The 15,694-nt window shown below is 64.9% G+C and carries 15 protein-coding genes and 3 pseudogenes; 15 read left to right on the top strand and 3 right to left on the bottom strand.

Annotated features, from left to right (window positions below):
- Positions 1–93: 93 nt before the first annotated feature.
- Positions 94–343, top strand: a pseudogene (locus tag VQ045_RS00455) (transposase); the annotation flags it as partial.
- 43 nt (positions 344–386) lie between these two features.
- Positions 387–533, top strand: a pseudogene (locus tag VQ045_RS00450) (IS3 family transposase); the annotation flags it as partial.
- A 294-nt stretch (positions 534–827) separates the two neighbouring features.
- On the opposite strand, the gene VQ045_RS00445 reads toward VQ045_RS00450, so the two are convergent.
- A complete protein-coding gene (locus VQ045_RS00445) occupies positions 828–1,145 on the bottom strand; it encodes a hypothetical protein (protein WP_331828795.1) in 318 nt (105 codons plus the stop codon).
- Between the two features lie 70 nt (positions 1,146–1,215).
- Here VQ045_RS00445 and VQ045_RS00440 point away from each other — a divergent pair, with 70 nt between their 5' ends.
- Complete coding sequence (locus VQ045_RS00440) at positions 1,216–1,437, top strand: hypothetical protein (RefSeq protein ID WP_327624112.1); 222 nt, start codon at positions 1,216–1,218, stop codon at positions 1,435–1,437.
- A gap of 49 nt (positions 1,438–1,486) precedes the next feature.
- Here VQ045_RS00440 and VQ045_RS00435 read toward each other — a convergent pair.
- A pseudogene (locus VQ045_RS00435) lies at positions 1,487–2,017 on the bottom strand (integrase core domain-containing protein); the annotation flags it as partial.
- A 129-nt stretch (positions 2,018–2,146) separates the two neighbouring features.
- Here VQ045_RS00435 and VQ045_RS00430 point away from each other — a divergent pair.
- The 12 genes from VQ045_RS00430 to VQ045_RS00375 all read left to right on the top strand — a co-directional run bounded on the left by VQ045_RS00430 (position 2,147) and on the right by VQ045_RS00375 (position 14,531).
- Entirely contained in the window at positions 2,147–2,404 is a 258-nt protein-coding gene (locus tag VQ045_RS00430) for a hypothetical protein (RefSeq protein WP_331828794.1), read from the top strand.
- 76 nt (positions 2,405–2,480) lie between these two features.
- A complete protein-coding gene (locus VQ045_RS00425) occupies positions 2,481–3,926 on the top strand; it encodes an ABC transporter substrate-binding protein (RefSeq protein WP_331828793.1) in 1,446 nt (481 codons plus the stop codon).
- 104 nt (positions 3,927–4,030) lie between these two features.
- Positions 4,031–4,966, top strand: a complete 936-nt coding sequence (locus VQ045_RS00420) for a carbohydrate ABC transporter permease (RefSeq protein ID WP_327624110.1) — start codon at positions 4,031–4,033, stop codon at positions 4,964–4,966.
- A gap of 11 nt (positions 4,967–4,977) precedes the next feature.
- The gene (locus VQ045_RS00415) at positions 4,978–5,835 is read left to right on the top strand and encodes a carbohydrate ABC transporter permease (RefSeq protein WP_331828792.1); all 858 of its coding nucleotides are present in this window, start codon (positions 4,978–4,980) and stop codon (positions 5,833–5,835) included.
- Between the two features lie 4 nt (positions 5,836–5,839).
- On the top strand, positions 5,840–6,946 hold the full coding sequence (locus VQ045_RS00410) for an ABC transporter ATP-binding protein (RefSeq protein ID WP_327624108.1): 1,107 nt from the start codon (positions 5,840–5,842) through the stop codon (positions 6,944–6,946).
- Positions 6,943–8,097, top strand: coding sequence for an ABC transporter ATP-binding protein (locus VQ045_RS00405; protein ID WP_327624107.1), 1,155 nt, complete (start codon positions 6,943–6,945; stop codon positions 8,095–8,097). Before VQ045_RS00410 ends, VQ045_RS00405 begins: the two co-directional genes overlap by 4 nt.
- Positions 8,094–9,677: an FGGY-family carbohydrate kinase gene (locus tag VQ045_RS00400; protein WP_327624106.1), complete on the top strand. Its 1,584-nt coding sequence runs from the start codon at positions 8,094–8,096 to the stop codon at positions 9,675–9,677. The genes VQ045_RS00405 and VQ045_RS00400 overlap by 4 nt, the downstream gene beginning before the upstream one ends.
- Positions 9,677–10,717 carry a 2-hydroxyacid dehydrogenase gene (locus VQ045_RS00395; RefSeq protein ID WP_327624105.1) on the top strand — a complete coding sequence of 347 codons (1,041 nt, stop codon included), beginning with the start codon at positions 9,677–9,679 and terminating at the stop codon, positions 10,715–10,717. The genes VQ045_RS00400 and VQ045_RS00395 overlap by 1 nt, the downstream gene beginning before the upstream one ends.
- 92 nt (positions 10,718–10,809) lie before the next feature.
- Positions 10,810–12,387, top strand: coding sequence for a glycerol-3-phosphate dehydrogenase (locus VQ045_RS00390; RefSeq protein ID WP_331828904.1), 1,578 nt, complete (start codon positions 10,810–10,812; stop codon positions 12,385–12,387).
- Entirely contained in the window at positions 12,380–13,492 is a 1,113-nt protein-coding gene (locus VQ045_RS00385; RefSeq protein WP_331828791.1) for a class II aldolase/adducin family protein, read from the top strand. Before VQ045_RS00390 ends, VQ045_RS00385 begins: the two co-directional genes overlap by 8 nt.
- Positions 13,489–13,683 (top strand): hypothetical protein, encoded by a 195-nt coding sequence (locus tag VQ045_RS00380; RefSeq protein WP_331828790.1) that lies wholly within the window; start codon positions 13,489–13,491, stop codon positions 13,681–13,683. Before VQ045_RS00385 ends, VQ045_RS00380 begins: the two co-directional genes overlap by 4 nt.
- Positions 13,680–14,531, top strand: coding sequence for a TIGR01459 family HAD-type hydrolase (locus VQ045_RS00375; protein ID WP_331828789.1), 852 nt, complete (start codon positions 13,680–13,682; stop codon positions 14,529–14,531). The genes VQ045_RS00380 and VQ045_RS00375 overlap by 4 nt, the downstream gene beginning before the upstream one ends.
- Before the next feature lie 93 nt (positions 14,532–14,624).
- Here the strand turns inward: VQ045_RS00375 and VQ045_RS00370 are convergent, their stop codons facing one another.
- A complete protein-coding gene (locus VQ045_RS00370) occupies positions 14,625–15,692 on the bottom strand; it encodes an ABC transporter ATP-binding protein (RefSeq protein ID WP_331828788.1) in 1,068 nt (355 codons plus the stop codon).
- Positions 15,693–15,694: the final 2 nt, after the last annotated feature.

The following is a 15,694-nucleotide window of genomic DNA, read 5'->3' as shown; positions in this document are numbered from 1 at the left end:
ACGAAGCCGGTCGTGTTCAATGTGGTGCAAATTGTATTGCAGGGTGTGGTGCAAATTCCGACGATCCGCGGCTTGGAGAATCGACGCCGTTGCATCGAGGTCTACTTCTGCTGTCCTCATAGCCCCTCGAAGCGCGGTACCAACGAGAATACGAACGGGCTGCTGCGCCAGTACTTCCCGAAGGGGACTGACCTCAGCGCGCATAGTGCCGAGGCGATCGCTGCCGTAGCTGCCACCTTCAATGCAAGTCCCGCGAAATACGCTCGGTTGGAAGACCCTGGCCGATGTCCTTGACCCATGGCTGCTCAAAGGTGACACGATCCATGTTGCGTTGACCGATTGAATCCGCCCAATACGTCAGCATTCGCTAAACCGAACGTCTCGCCGAAACCGTCGAGTTCGCCACCCTCGAATGGGTCGACTGGTTCAACAACTGGCGCCTTCTCGAGCCGATCGGCAACGTTCCGCCTGCCGAGGCAGAAGACGCCTACTACGCCCAGCTTGAGGCCATGCCAATCGCGGCGTTGGATTAACACCAAACAGTCTCCGGGAAACCCGGGGTGGTTCACTTCAGGCTCGGTCTTGGGGGGAAAAGGTCTTCGCCCGCGCCACGATCAGCAATCCCTTGTCGCCGAAGTCTTATATGAGATCGATGGCTCCATGTGGACCGAGGCCTCGACGCCGTGCGGGGCACTTGCCGGACGGTGCGTGCGGGTCATCGCTGGCAGAAGAGGAATGATAGGGGCACTTACGGCGTAGCAGGGCCAGAATCGGACGGTCCTATCTACGGTAGATGAGGTGGCGAATCCGACGTTCGGCTGACGACCCTACTTGGTCGCAGAGTGAAAGTCGGCAGGCTTCTTGGCGACCCATTTTACGAAGCGTGCGACCGTCTGGTTATCCGTGAGGGGCGTCCCGCTTTCTGCGTGGCGGACCAGTTCGCTCGCCGTGAAATTGGCGTCGATGGTCTCCCGGCAGATGGGATGGACAAGAACGGTGTCACGGCCACCCCGGCTTTTGGGGATCGGGTGGAAGCGGTCCACGGTCTCACCCAGCAATCGGCCGCATAGCCAGCACGGCTCCGGAGGCTCGGTATCGGTCGACTCGTTCTCAAGCCAACTCGCGTCCCGAATTTTTCGCGCCATCTCGCAGCTCCTATTGCGCAGAACATGGTGCGGCATTGGGCTGTGGCACTATCTGCATTCGGCGCGACTGATGGGCCGACTTCATGCGGTCGGTCAAGTCTCGGCGCCATTTTGTCTGGAAGGAACGTCAGCTTCTTTGAGTGATCGACCGGCGCTACAGTTTGCAATGGTCAGCGACCCGATCACCGCGCTGCCCCTCACCGACTTCCATGATGCGATTGCGGCTATCGCAGAGCACGGTCGCGTGATCCTCCTGATCGACGCTTGCCGTTCCGCCTTAACTGAAAGCTAGCTGGGTGCCCCGGAATGGTCGGCCCCCACCGAGTGGTCTGGGGCAAATCTTAGTGCATGACAGGCCTTGGCGCCAAGGCTGGCGTGGCCGGTGAAGCCGGTCCGGATGGCGAAGCGGGCCATTGCACGACCTTGGGTGCCGGTGGCCGATAGCCCAACGACGAGTGCGGGCGTGCCGTGTTGTAATGGCGGCGCCAGCTTTCGATCACGACCTTGGCTTCGACCAGCGGGTAGAAGATCTCGCCGTTCAAGTGCTCCTCCCGGATTCGGGCGTTGAAGCTGTCGCAATAACCGTTCTCCCACGCGCTGCCGGGCTCGATGAACGCGGTTCTGGCGCCGGCGGCAACGATCCATTCGCGCACTGCCTTGGCAATAAATTCCGGCCCGTTGTCCGATCGTATGTGACTGGGCACGCCGCGCAGGATGAACAGGTCGGTCAAGGCATCGATGACGTTGGTCGAGTTCGGCTTGCGGTCGATCCGGATCGCCAGGTTTTCCCGTGTAAATTCGTCGATGATGTTCAGCATGCCGAATTTCCGTCCGTCATGGGTTCGGCTTTCGACAAAGTCATAGATCGCAACTGGGCGGTGCGACCGCTTCTCAATTCACCCCGGCGGCAAGGTCGCTTGACAAAAACTTCAGAAGGTGAAAAATTTTTCTAGCATTGAAAAAGAGCCCCGCCAACCGGACAGCGGTAATGGGAGCGAAACATGATCTCCAAGGCGGCGATGCCTCGCTTCGAGACCGATACGGTACGCCGCGTGACTTGGGCTCCGGCGCCGACGGAAGATCGTCGCCCCAAATCTCGGCACCAGGGTGCCGTTCCCGATCTCGACCATCCGCGCGAGGCCAACGCCATTGCGCCGGACAGGCACCAGGAGAACCAGCGACCGCACCTCGCCCTGCTTCGCGGCGACGTCCGCAACGGTCTCGTTCCGGATGAGACCGGGGGACGCGCTCGGTCGTGAAGGCGAGCGCCAAGGCTTAGTCAGCATGAGGCCGGCATGCACATAACGACACGGCCAAAGAGGAGGAGAAGCAGCCATGTATGACAAGGAAAAGGATCTGGTCGATTCATTCGTCCACGGCCGACTGGGCCGGCGGGAGTTCCTGAAGCGGATGGGCTATCTCGGCATCGGGACCATTGCCGCGTCGAGCCTGATGGCCTCGGCCGCAACCCGCGCGTTTGCGCAGGCGTCGGACTTCGACTGGATGAAGCACAAGGGCACATCGCTCAAGTTGCTTCTCAACAAGCATCCCTATGCCGACGCGATGATCGCCGATATCGAGGCGTTCAAGACGCTGACCGGCATGGACGTGACTTATGACGTCTTCCCCGAGGACGTCTATTTCGACAAGGTCACCGCCGCCCTGTCGTCGGGCTCGTCCGAATACGACGCACTGATGACCGGCGCCTACATGACTTGGACCTATGGTCCGGCCGGCTGGATCACCGATCTCAACGAATACATCAACGATCCGGCGAAGACCGCTGCGGCCTGGGACTGGGAGGACTTCCTGCCCGGTTTGCGGGCCTCGACCGCCTGGGACGGCACGCCGGGCTCCGAACTCGGTTCGGGCGACGCCAAGCAATGGTGCATCCCCTGGGGCTTCGAGCAGAACAACATCTCCTACAACAAGACGATGTTCGAGAAGGCCGGTGTCGAGCCGCCGAAGGACATGCCGGCGCTGCTCGCCGCCTGCGAAAAGCTCAAGAGTGTTGACGCCAACGTCTATCCGATCGGCGTGCGCGGATCGCGATCCTGGGCGACGATCCATCCCGGCTTCCTCTCCGGCTACAGCAATTTCGGCGAGAAGGACCTGATGAACAATGGTGGTGTTCTCAACGCGGCCATGAACACGGACGGCTCCAAGGCCTACCACCGCGACTGGGTGAAGATGATCCAGGACTACGGCCCGAAGAACTGGTCGACCTACACCTGGTACCAGGTCGGAACCGATCTCGGCGCCGGCGCTTCCGCCATGATCTACGACGCCGACATCCTCGGCTATTTCATGAATGGCGGCGACAACAAGGAAGCCGGCAACATCGCCTATGCCGCGATCGCGCCCAACCCGGCGGCAGACGCGCCGACCCCGAACGTGTGGATCTGGTCCCTCGCCATGTCCAACTTCTCCAAGAACAAGGACGCCACCTGGTACTTCATGCAGTGGGCTTCCTCGAAGGAGCATGACCTGTTCGGCGCCCGCAAGATGGATTTCGTCAATCCGGTTCGCACCAGCGTCTGGAAGGACCAGGAGTTCATCGAGCGCATCCAGTCGAAATATCCCGGCTATGTCGAGCAGTTCGAGGTGTCGTCGCCCGGCGCCAAGATCTACTTCACCCCGCAGCCGCTATTCTTCGACGTGACCACCGCCTGGGCGGCGATGCTGCAACGCATGGTCGCCAATGAGGTGCCGGTCGACGAAGGCCTGGACCAGCTCGCCGCCAGCATCGACGAGCAGCTCCAGCAAGCCGGCCTGCAATAGGCATCCTTGGCCGCGCCGTTTCTGACGGCGGCGCGGCCAATTCTTCGAAAGCGAACTGAGATCTTGTCCGGTGGAGCTTCCGCCGGCCGACGGGGAGGCGTGGAATGTCGGCAGCAGAGCCAGCAGCAGCTGAACGCGCGGGCGTCGCAGCCAGACGCAGGCGGCGGACGAACTGGCTTCCCTATCTGCTCAGTCTGCCGGCCCTGCTGGTGACAGTCTGGATTCTGATTCCCTTCGTCACGGCGGTCTATTACTCGCTGCTGCGTTACCGGCTGAGCCTGCCGCAGCTGCAGGGCTTCATATGGTTCGACAATTATTTGCAATTCCTCACGGACAGCCGCTTCTGGGGCACCGTCCAGGTCTCGCTGCTCTACACCGTGCTCACCGTCGTGGTCGAACTGCTGCTGGGCCTCGGCATCGCGCTGCTGCTGCAACGCCCGACTCGCTTCAACAACCTCGTTTCGATGCTGCTTCTGTTGCCGCTGATGGTCGCGCCGGCGCTTGCGGCACTGATGTGGAAGCTGATGACCAACCCGAATTTCGGGGTCCTGAACTATCTCGTCAGCCTCGTCGGCTTCACTGATTTCCGCTGGGCGTCCAGCCCGTCATCGGCGCTGTTCACCGTGGTCCTGGTCGACGTCTGGGTCTACACGCCTTTCATCATGGTGCTGCTCCTGGCCGGGCTTCGTTCGCTGCCCAAGCAGCCCTTCGAGGCGGCCGCTCTCGACGGGGTACCGAAGAGTTTCGTCTTCTTCCGCATCACCATGCCGATGCTGATGCCCTACATCCTGACCGCGTCGTTGTTCCGCATGCTTGAGTCGATCCAGCAATTCGACATCATCTACGCGATGACGCAGGGCGGCCCCGGCAATACGCTGACCGTCTTCCAAGTCGAATCCTATCTGCAGTTCTTCCAGTTCACCAATGTCGGCCGCTCGGCGGCCCTCCTGATGGTGCTCTGGGCGATCACCTTCGCCCTGTCGAACGTCTTCGTGAAGAACTGGCTCCGTCTGCGCGAACGCGCGCACGGCAACGTCTGAGGTCACCCGCCATGGATCGCGTCAGCCCCCTCGAGCGCACGGTCAGGATCGTCCTGATCAGCCTCGTCCTGATCTTCTTCATGTTCCCGATCGTCTGGATCATCCTGATGTCATTCCAGACCAACGAGCAGGTGCTGCGCATTCCGCCGAGCCCGTTCTTCGAGCCGACGCTGGTCAATTACACGGCGCTGATCACCGGTAAGCTGCGGACCGCGGCTGGTTCCCTCGACATCGCCTTCATGAGCAACCTTTGGAACTCGGTCATTCTGTCGGTGTCCTCGGTCGCCCTGTCACTGGTCCTTGGCGTTCCCGCAGCCTATGCCTTCGCCCGCTACAAATTCCGCTTTTCCGAGGACATCGCCTTCACGCTGTTGTCCTTCAAATTCGCTCCACCGCTGCTCGTTCTCTTGCCGCTGACCCTTTATTTCCAGGCGATCGGCCTCGCCAACACCTATATCGGCCTGATCTGGGTCTACCAGCTGATCACCCTGCCGCTGATCCTGTGGATCGTGCGCGGCTATTTCGAGGATATCAGCCCGGACATCGAGGGCGCCTACCGCATCGCCGGCCATTCCTGGGCGAAGACGTTCATGAAAATCTCGATCCCCTTGGCTATGCCGGGCATCGCGGCCGCCGCCCTGCTCTCCTTCATTTTCGCGTGGAACAACTTTGTCTTCGCGCTGGTGCTGGCCTCGGCCGACAAGCAACCGGTGACCGTCGGCGCGCTCGCCTTCGTCACCGCCTCCGGCATCCAGTACGGCCAGATTGCGGCGGCGATCGTCCTGTCGATCACGCCGACCCTGGCTCTTGCCCTGTTCGCCCAGCGCTATCTCGTCGAGGGCCTGTCGCTCGGCGCGGTGAAAGGGTGATCTCATGGCCACGCTGACCCTCGACCACGTCACCAAGCGCTACGGCAAGGAAACCGTCCTCGACGACATTTCGCTCAGCGTGGCGGACGGCGAGACGGTGGCGATCTTCGGCCCGTCCGGTGCCGGCAAGACCGTTCTTCTGAGGCTGATCGCGGGGATGACGGAGCCCGAAGAAGGCGAACTCCTCATCGATGGCGAGGACATGATCGGCGTCGCCCCCGAACGTCGGGCGGTGGGCATGGCGTTCCAGAATTTCGCGCTTTTTCCGCACATGACCGCCTTCGAGAACATCGCCAGCCCGCTTCGTGCGCACCGCACGACGGCGGAGAAAGTCGCCGAGAGCGTCGATCGGATCGCCAGGCTCTTGAAGATCGATCATGTGCTCGATCATGCGCCTCGCGCGCTGTCCAACGGCCAGAAGCAGCGCACCGCCCTCGCCCGGGCCCTCGTCGCGGCGCCGAAACTGCTGCTTCTCGACGACCCGCTGCGCAACGTCGACGCCAAGTTGCGCTTCGAGATGCGGCTGGAACTGCCCAGGCTCCTCGAACGCTTCGGCTCCACCGTGCTCTACGTGACGCAGGACTATCGGGAGGCGATGGCGCTCGGCAACCGCATCGCGGTCCTGATGAGCGGCCACTTCGTGCAGGTGGGCACGCCGGAGGACATCTACGACCGGCCGGCGACCGTCGAGGTCGCAAGGCTGTTCGGCGATCCGGGCATCAACATCTTCGAATGCCGGGTCGAAGCCGGCGCCTCGGGGCCGGTGGCCGTGTTCGGCGGCAACCGTCTGCCGATCGGCCGCGAATACCAGACGGTCGTGGGAAGCGACGTCATGCTTGGCGTTCGGCCGGAGAACATCGATTTCGTCGGCTCCGGCGGTGCTGACGGCATCGCGACGCGGGTGGCGGCGCTGCTGCCGCTCAACGACCGGCTGGTGCGCCTCCTGGTCACCGATGACGGTCAGGAACTGTACGCCTCGCAGGACGCCGGTGAGATTGCCGCGACGGAGGGCGCGCGCGTCCCGGTCCGGATCGCGCCGTCCTCGATCCTTCTGTTTGACCGCGCCAGCGGTCGGCGCATCTTGCCTCAGGCCCAAAGGGAGGCGGCATGAGCGCTTCGGTATCGCTGCGCGGCGTCAACAAGATCTATGCCGCGAAGGCCAAGAACCCGATCTACGCCGTCCGCGACTTCGACATCGAAATCAAGCCTGGCGAGATCGTCGCGCTGCTTGGCTCGTCCGGCTGCGGCAAGACCTCGACATTGCGCATGATCGCCGGTTTCGAGGAGGTGACGACGGGCGAAATCCTGATCGACGGCAGACCGATCCACAAATTGCGGCCCTCGGACCGCAACGTTGCCATGGCCTTCGAGGGCTATTCACTCTACCCGCCGCTGACGCTGCGCGAGAACATCGCCTTCGCTCTGAAATCGGAGCGGCTCGACGCGGCGGAAAGCAAGCGCCGGGTCGACGATATCGCCCGGATGCTCGAACTCGGGGTCCACCTCGACCGCTATCCTTCGACCGTGTCGGCGGGGCAGCAGCAGCGGGCGAGCCTCGGCCGGGCGCTGGTGCGCAAGGCCGACGTCTATCTCCTCGACGAGCCGATGGGCCAGCTCGAGCCGCAGCTGCGCACCGTCCTGCGCGGACGGCTGAAACGGTATCTGCGCGAACACGACATGACCGCCGTTCTCGTCACCCACGACCAGACCGAGGCGAATGCGCTGGCCGACCGGATCGCCGTGATGGAAGGCGGCGAGTTGCAACAATTCGCCTCGCCGAAAGAACTGAAGGAGAGGCCCGCCAACCTTTATGTCGGCACCTTCATCGGCGAGCCGCCGATGAACGTCTACCGCGTGCGGCCCGTCTTTGCCGACGGTCGCGTTTCCTTCCGCAAGACCGGCGACGGCGGGGAAGATGGCGAAGTGCTCGGCTATTCGGCCGATGCGGTCACCGCCCCGGTGCGCGCTGCGATCCAGTCGCTGTCGGAGATCGTCATCGGCATCCGTCCCCATGACGTCCATGTCGGCGGTGGCGAGAGCCAGGCCAGGGTCGTCTCGAACCAGTGGATCGGCGACCAGACCCATCTGGAGGCGGAGTTTGCCGGCGGCGTTATCGTCGCGACCCTCGACGGTCGGTGCCCCGGAAAGGTCGGCGATGCGCTCTCGGTCGACGTGCCGGCCGAGAAGCTGCACGTCTTCGCGGCGAGCGGCGAAGCCTTGGCGCACGGTCACCGCCTTTCCGGGAGGCAGGTAGAGGGATGACGGTGGAATCCATCCTGATCGGCATCGACGCCGGCACTTCGGTGCTCAAATCCGTCGCCTTCACCACCGACGGCGAGCAGATCGCGGTCGCCTCGCGCAAGAACACGTATTCTTCGGGGGAAGGTGGCAGCGTCGAACAGGACATGGCCGCAACCTGGGCCGACGCCGTGGCGACGCTGAAGGATCTGACGGCTCAGCTCGGCGAACGGGCGACGGCGATCGCCGCGGTCGCGATCACCGGCCAAGGCGACGGCACATGGCTGATCGACGCGAACGGACTGCCCGTCGGCCCCGCTTGGCTCTGGCTCGACGGCCGCGGCGGCAAGATCGCCCGAGAATTCGCGGCAAGCGAACGACACCGGGAGCATTACGAACGCACGGGGACCGGCATCAACACCTGCCAGCAGAGCGTCCAGCTGCTGGTCATGAAGCGGCGGCATCCGGAGAGACTGGCGCGCGCGACGACCGCGTTCCATTGCAAGGACTGGCTCTATTTCAATATGACCGGCGAGCGGGCCACCGACCCGTCCGAGGCGTCGTTCACCTTCGGTGATTTCCGTACCCGCCGCTACAGCGACGCGGTGATCGGAAACTTGGGCCTCGATGGAGAGGCGCGGCTGCTGCCCCCGATCGTCGACGGCCGCACGACGTCGCATCCGCTGCTCCGCGCCGTCGCGGACGCGACCGGGCTTCCTCGCGGCGTCCCGATCGTCCTCGGCTATGTCGACATCGTCGCGACCGGCGTCGGCAGCGGCCTCGTCGGCGAGACGCCTGGCACCGGCTGCTCGATTCTCGGCTCGACCGGCGTCCACATGCGCCACGTCCGAAGCGCCGAAGAGATCGTCCTCAACGACATGCGCAGCGGCTACGTCATGCCGCTCCCCGCCGAGCAGGGCCTCGTCCAGTTTCAGTCGAACATGGCGGCGACGCTGAACATCGACTGGATCGTCGGACTCGCGTGGAAATTTCTCCAGAGCGAGGGGGTCGAACGCGATCGCGGCCAGCTTATGGCGCATCTCGACGACCGCGTCCTGGCGGCCGAGCCGGTCTCGGCCATCTATCATCCGTACATTTCGGAAGCCGGCGAACGCGGACCGTTCATGGAACCGCTGGCTCGCGCGCAATTCACCGGCCTGCACTACGGGGCCAGCTTCGACGACCTGATGCGCGCGGTCTTCGAAGGTCTCGCCTTCGCCGCGCGCGACTGCTTCGAGGGGACCGGCGGCGTGCCGCACGAGATCAAGCTCACCGGCGGCGCAGGCCGCTCCCGCGCCATGCGCCTGTTTCTGGCCAGCGTCCTTGGGTGCCCGGTGAGGACGGTCGAGCGCGAGGAAGCGGGCGCGGCCGGCGCGGCGATGATCGCCGCCGTCAATCGCGGCTTCTTTGCCTCGATCGAGGAATGCACCGCCGTGTGGACCCGAGGCCGGTTCTCGGAGCCGACGCTGCCTGACGCCGCGTTGAGGCCGCTCTATGATTCGGCGTTCGGCCTCTACCGCGAGATTCGAGAACAACTCCCGCCAATCTGGACACGACTCGCGGCGATCCGCGATCGGGCTGACCGGGCGAGGAAGGCGGCATAATGGCGACGCGCATCGCGATCATCGGCGACAATTTCATGTTGCCCGAAGTCTTCGCCGAGGCCATCACGGCGGCCAACAAGGCGGTCCCGGAGATGGTGCTGCATCGGCTGCCTTGGCCGGACGAGCCGATGGAGCATGGCTATGCCGTCCAGGGGATGGACGGCCTCAAGGAATACCAGGGCGGCGCCGAAGCGACGCTGGCGATGATCGGCGAGGCCGAGCTGCTCGTCACCCACCTCGCCCCCCTCTCTCGCGACATGTTCGCGCGACTGCCCCACCTGAAATTTGTCGCAGTCTCGCGTGGCGGACCGGTCAATATCGACATGGCGGCGGCACGCGAACGGGGCGTCACCGTGGTCAACACGCCAGGCCGCAACGCCAGTGCGGTCGCCGAGTTCACCCTCGGCGCGATCCTGGCCGAGACCCGCAACATCTCCCGCGGGCACGACGCGCTGCGCGGCGGCGACTGGCGCGGCGATCTCTATCGCGCCGACACCACGGGACGGGAACTATCGGAGATGACGGTCGGCGTGGTCGGCTACGGGGCGATCGGCACGCGGGTCGTCAAGCTCCTGAAGGCCTTCGGCTGCCGAATCCTCGTCACCGATCCCTATGTGCAGCTGTCCCCCCAGGACGCGCGGGACGGCGTCGAACTGGTCGGGCTGGAGCGGCTGCTCGACGAGTCGGACGTCGTTACCCTGCACGCCCGGGTCACCGAGGAGACCACCGGCTTCATCGACGCCGCGGCCCTCGCCCGGATGAAAAAGGACGCCACCTTCGTCAACACCGCCCGCGGGCCGCTGGTCGATTACGACGCCCTGGCCCAAGCGCTCGGTCGCGGCCATTTGCGCGGCGCGATGCTGGAAACCTTCGCCGTTGAGCCGGTTCCGGAAGATTGGCCGCTCCTGAAGCTTCCAAATGTCACGCTGACGCCACACATCGCGGGCGCATCGCTCAAGACCGTCAAGTTCGCCGCCGACCAGGCGGCCGAGGAGGTGCGCCGGTATCTGGCCGGCGAACCGCCCGTCAACCCCTGCTGACCCGCCGATCGCGCGGGAAGCATTGGCAGCAACAGGAGACACCACCATGGTCTTGTCCGACGACCGCAGCAGGACGGCCTGAGATCGGCATGTTGCGAGACCTTGGCACCGTAGACATTCTGGTCATCGGCGGTGGCGTCAACGGCACCGGTATCGCCCGCGATGCCGTGGGCCGGGGGCTTTCCGTTGTACTGTGCGAGAAGGGTGACCTGGCCGAGGGCACCAGTTCGCGTTCGGGAAAGCTGGTCCATGGCGGCCTGCGCTACCTCGAATATTACGAATTTCGCCTGGTCCGCGAGGCGCTTAGGGAGCGCGAGGTGCTGCTGCGCGCCGCTCCGCACATCATCTGGCCGATGCGCTTCGTCCTGCCGCATTCGCCCGAGCAGCGCCCCGCCTGGCTGATCCGCCTTGGCCTTTTCCTCTACGACCATCTCGGTGGCCGCAGAAAGCTGCCGGCAACCCGAAGCATCGATCTTCGGACCGAGACGGAAGGCGCGCCGATCCAGGACCGCTACGCCAGGGGCTTCGAATATTCCGACTGCTGGGTGGACGACGCGCGGCTGGTCGTCCTCAACGCTCTCGACGCCGGGGAGCGCGGCGCGACGATTCTCACCCGCACCACCGCGGTTTCGGCGACGCGCGACGGCGACGTCTGGCGGGCGACGCTCCGTGGCGAAGACGGCGAGACCTACCGCGTCTCGGCGCGCGGCCTCGTCAACGCCGCCGGTCCCTGGGTCGACACGGTGCTCGCGAACGTCATCGGGGCGAACTCGACGCGGCGGGTGCGGCTGGTCAAGGGCAGCCACATCGTGACGCCGAAATTCTGGGACGGCAGCCAGGCCTATCTCTTCCAGAACACCGACAAGCGCGTGATCTTCGTCAATCCCTATCAGGGCGATAAGGCGTTGATCGGCACCACCGATCTTGCCTATGAGGGAGATGCTGGCGACGTCGCGGTCGAGGAAAGCGAGATCACCTACCTCCTCGACGCGGTGAACCGCTACGTCAAGGCGCCGTTGACCCGCGCCGACGTCCTCCATTCCTTCTCCGGCGTGCGCCCGCTGCTGGAAGACGATGCGGACAACCCCTCGGCGGTGACGCGCGACTATGTCTTCGACATTGACGCGGCGGACGGCAAGACACCGATGCTTTCCATCTTCGGCGGCAAGATCACCACCTACCGCGAACTCGCCGAACGCGGGCTTGACCGGCTGAAGCCTTTCTTCCCGGGGATGGGCGCCGCCTGGACGCACGACATTCCGCTGCCGGGCGGCGACATGGCGAACGCGGATTTCGAAAGTTTCGAGGCCGGCCTCAGAGCCGGCCACCCGTGGCTTCCCCGCCCCCTCGCCCACCACTATGCCCGGCTCTATGGAACGCGGGCAAAGGTCTTGCTGGGTTCCGCAAGGAGCCTGGCGGATCTGGGCCGGCACTTCGGCGGAACCCTCCACGAACGCGAGATCGACTATCTGATCGAGACCGAATGGGCGAAGACGGCCGAGGATATCCTCGATCGGCGGACCAAGCACGGCCTCGCTCTGGCCGACAGCGAACGCCAGGCCGTGCGCGACTTCCTGGCCGCGCGGACGCGGCGTACCGCCGAGGCACCGGATCGAGACCAGGCCGAGCCGCGATATGCGGACGAAAGGATCGGAAAAAGCGTTGATTGACCGAACGAACCAACAGCCTGGGACCGCGATCGGCGACGGGCTGGGCGCTTTGCGGCGCCTGTCGCGCGCGATCGGGCGGGACAGGACGCTGACCCAGGCCGCCGGCGGCAACACCTCCCTGAAGCGGGACGGCATCCTGTGGGTGAAGGCATCCGGCACGTGGCTCGCCGATGCCGAAACGCGCGACATCTTCGTGCCGGTACGAATCGCCCCGCTCCTCGACGCCTTGCGCGCCGGCGATGCCCGCGCCGAGAAGGCCACCGATTTCGTCGCCTCGGAGCTGTCCGCCAGCGAGCTCAGGCCATCGATCGAGACGGCGGTCCACGCCGCGATGCCACAGCCGGTCGTCCTGCATGTCCACTGTGTGAACACCATCGCCCATGCCGTCACCCAAGACGCGGAGGCGCGGATCGCGGAGCGGCTGACCGAGGCCGGCTTCGACGGCCGCTTCGCATACATCCCTTACTGCCGACCGGGCGTTCCGCTGGCCCGGCAGGTCGCGCGCATCGCTTCCGACCGGATCGCCATCTTGATCCTCGGCAATCATGGGCTGATCGTCGCCGGAACCAACGTCGCGGACGCCGCCGAACGCCTGGATTCGGTCGTTGCCGCACTGGCGATCCCGCCGCGCCCGGCGGCCAAATCGTTTGATACAGAGACGCTTGCGAACCTCGCCGCCGACACGCCTTACCGTCTGCCATCCGACCACAGCGTCCATCATCTGGCGCGCGATCCGGATTCGCTACGGGTCGCCCTCGCCGGCCCACTCTATCCCGACCACGTGATCTTCCTCGGCGAGACGATCGGTACCGTCACGCCCGACGCCGCCGCGATCCAAGAATTCCTGGCATCGCGGGAGGCCGGGCCGCATCCGGCGCCGAGCCTGCTTCTGGTGCGCGGCGTCGGCGTCCTGGTCCACGAACGGCTGACCGCCGGGGGCGAAGCCCTCGTCGGCTGCCTCGCCGATGTGGCGGCCCGGATCCCCTCGGACGTCGCCCTGCATCCGCTGAGCGAGCGCGATGTCCATCATCTCACCCACTGGGAAGCGGAGACATACCGGCAGGCACTCGACCGACCGGGCACCCCCACACCGGACGCCGCATGAACGGGACCGCCGTCCAGTCGACGCGCGCCGTCGCGATCCGCATCGACGTCGGCACATCCGGGATCCGCGTCGCCAACAACGTACTGAAGACCGACTACGACGCATCCGCCCAGGCATGGCCCGATTGGATCGAAGCCGTCGGAATGCCGATCGCGGCGCGACTGACCCTTAGCCCGAGCGCGGTCCCATGACCGGCGACGTCATGCGGTTCGACAGACTTCGCGATATCGCCGGCCGGTACGATGCGTTCTTCCTCGACCAATTCGGCGTCGTCCACGACGGCACCCACGCCTATCCCGGCGCGGCCGCGGCGGTGGACGCGCTTGCCGGCCTCGGCAAGCCTGTGCTTTTCGTCACCAATTCCGGCCGGCCGGCGGCCTTCAACGAGGCCCGTCTGGCTCGCCTCGGCATTGCGCGATCCAGCTATCTTGCCTGCGTCACCTCCGGCGACGTCGCCATCCGGCTGTGCGAGGATGGCGCGATCCGGCTGCCGCAAGACCGGCGGATCCGCTGCCTGACCCTGTCGAGCCCCGGCGACAGCAATCTGTCGGACCGGCTCGGCTGCACATCCGTCGAGGCGGCGGACGCGGCGGATCTCGTGGTGATCGCCGGCAGCCAGGCCGACCACATCGCGATGACCGAATACGAAGAGCGCATGCGGCCCGCCGCAAGGCGGGGCGTTCCCTGCATCTGCACCAATCCCGACCGGCAGATGCTGACGCCGCAAGGTCTCGTGCCGGCTGCCGGGGCGATCGCCGACCGCTACACGGCGCTCGGCGGCGTCGTCACCTTCGTCGGCAAGCCCTATAGCGAGATCTACGCGGCCGCCCACGCGCTTATCGCCACCGTCCAGAGGCCGCGCATCCTTTGCATCGGGGACAGCATCGACCACGACATGGCCGGCGCCGCAGCCTTCGGCGCGGCGAAGGCGCTCGTGCGCACGGGTATTCTGGCGGAGACGGACGAAAGCGTGATCGCCTCACGAGTCGCGGAAAAGGGCCTCACCATCGAACATCATCTTGCCTGTCTTCGGTGGTGAGGCCGAGGCGGCAAGCGCCCCCTAGGTCAACCGGAAACGCGACCTCGGCGCCGGCACGCGGGAGAAACCGGAGCCGCCATTACGCTCGCGCGATCAGACGACCCGCTTTTCCGTCGCCTTGTCGAACAGGTGGATGGCGCTTTCCGCAACCGTCAGCCCTACATGCGTGCCGGACTGGCGGCGTTCGGCGCGGGGCACGACGACGATCGTGTCCCTCCCGTCGACCTCGACATGCAGCTGCACGTCGGCGCCGGTGGTTTCCGAAAGGATCACCTTGCCGCGGATCGGGCCGTCCTCGGAAACCGCCAGATCGTTCGGGCGCACGCCGAGAAGCACCTTCTGGCCGGGTCGGGCCGTGGCGTACGCCGGCAGCGGGACGTGGACGCCCGGAGCCTGAAAGACCGAGCCGTCGGCGCTGGCGGCGATCTCCCCGTCGATGAAGTTCATCGAGGGTGAACCGATGAAGTCGGCGACATAGATCGAGTTCGGCTTCTCGTAGATCTGGTCCGGCGTGCCCATCTGGACGATCCGACCGCCCTGCATCAGAACGATGATGTCGGCCATGCTCATTGCCTCGATCTGATCGTGGGTGACATAGACCGTCGTCGCCTTCAGCCGGTCGTGGAGCTGGCGGATTTCCAGACGCATGTGAGCGCGCAGTTTGGCGTCGAGATTGGAGAGGGGCTCGTCGAACAGGAACACGCCCGCGTCCCGCACCATCGCCCGCCCCATGGCGACACGCTGGCGTTGGCCACCGGACAGTTCCTTGGGAAAACGATGGAGATAGTCCGTCAGATTGAGGACCTCAGCCGCCCACTCGACCTTTTTTCTGACCTCCGCCTTCGGCTTCCTGGCGACCTCCAGACTGAAGGCGATGTTGTCGTAGACCCGCATGGTCGGGTAGAGCGCGTAGTTCTGGAAGACCATGGCGATATCACGGTCGCGCGGGTGTACGTCGTTGACGCGCCGTCCGCCGATTTCGAGGTCGCCGGCGGAGATGGCCTCGAGGCCGGCCGTCATGCGCAAGAGCGTCGTCTTCCCGCAACCCGACGGCCCCAGGAGCACGACGAATTGGTGATCCTCGATGCGGAACGAGATGTCCCTCATCACCTCGACCGAGCCGAAGGATTTCCCGATGTTCTTGTATTCGACACTGGACATGA

Origin of the sequence: Aurantimonas sp. E1-2-R+4 (assembly GCF_036549515.1) — a bacterium.
Lineage (GTDB): Bacteria > Pseudomonadota > Alphaproteobacteria > Rhizobiales > Rhizobiaceae > Aurantimonas > Aurantimonas coralicida_A.
The sequence above is the reverse complement of the archived record's forward strand: the minus strand, read 5'-3'. Positions and strand labels throughout refer to the sequence as shown.

What these genes read in the sequence shown, in the direction of transcription:
- VQ045_RS00425 (WP_331828793.1), top strand. Translation starts at nt 2,481, where the DNA reads ATGTATGACAAGGAAAAGGATCTGGTCGATTCATTCGTCCACGGCCGA.
- VQ045_RS00380 (WP_331828790.1), top strand. Translation starts at nt 13,489, where the DNA reads ATGAACGGGACCGCCGTCCAGTCGACGCGCGCCGTCGCGATCCGCATC.
- VQ045_RS00445 (WP_331828795.1), bottom strand. Translation starts at nt 1,145, where the DNA reads ATGGCGCGAAAAATTCGGGACGCGAGTTGGCTTGAGAACGAGTCGACC.
- VQ045_RS00420 (WP_327624110.1), top strand. Translation starts at nt 4,031, where the DNA reads ATGTCGGCAGCAGAGCCAGCAGCAGCTGAACGCGCGGGCGTCGCAGCC.
- VQ045_RS00400 (WP_327624106.1), top strand. Translation starts at nt 8,094, where the DNA reads ATGACGGTGGAATCCATCCTGATCGGCATCGACGCCGGCACTTCGGTG.
- VQ045_RS00415 (WP_331828792.1), top strand. Translation starts at nt 4,978, where the DNA reads ATGGATCGCGTCAGCCCCCTCGAGCGCACGGTCAGGATCGTCCTGATC.
- VQ045_RS00405 (WP_327624107.1), top strand. Translation starts at nt 6,943, where the DNA reads ATGAGCGCTTCGGTATCGCTGCGCGGCGTCAACAAGATCTATGCCGCG.
- VQ045_RS00395 (WP_327624105.1), top strand. Translation starts at nt 9,677, where the DNA reads ATGGCGACGCGCATCGCGATCATCGGCGACAATTTCATGTTGCCCGAA.
- VQ045_RS00375 (WP_331828789.1), top strand. Translation starts at nt 13,680, where the DNA reads ATGACCGGCGACGTCATGCGGTTCGACAGACTTCGCGATATCGCCGGC.
- VQ045_RS00430 (WP_331828794.1), top strand. Translation starts at nt 2,147, where the DNA reads ATGATCTCCAAGGCGGCGATGCCTCGCTTCGAGACCGATACGGTACGC.
- VQ045_RS00440 (WP_327624112.1), top strand. Translation starts at nt 1,216, where the DNA reads ATGGGCCGACTTCATGCGGTCGGTCAAGTCTCGGCGCCATTTTGTCTG.
- VQ045_RS00370 (WP_331828788.1), bottom strand. Translation starts at nt 15,692, where the DNA reads ATGTCCAGTGTCGAATACAAGAACATCGGGAAATCCTTCGGCTCGGTC.
- VQ045_RS00410 (WP_327624108.1), top strand. Translation starts at nt 5,840, where the DNA reads ATGGCCACGCTGACCCTCGACCACGTCACCAAGCGCTACGGCAAGGAA.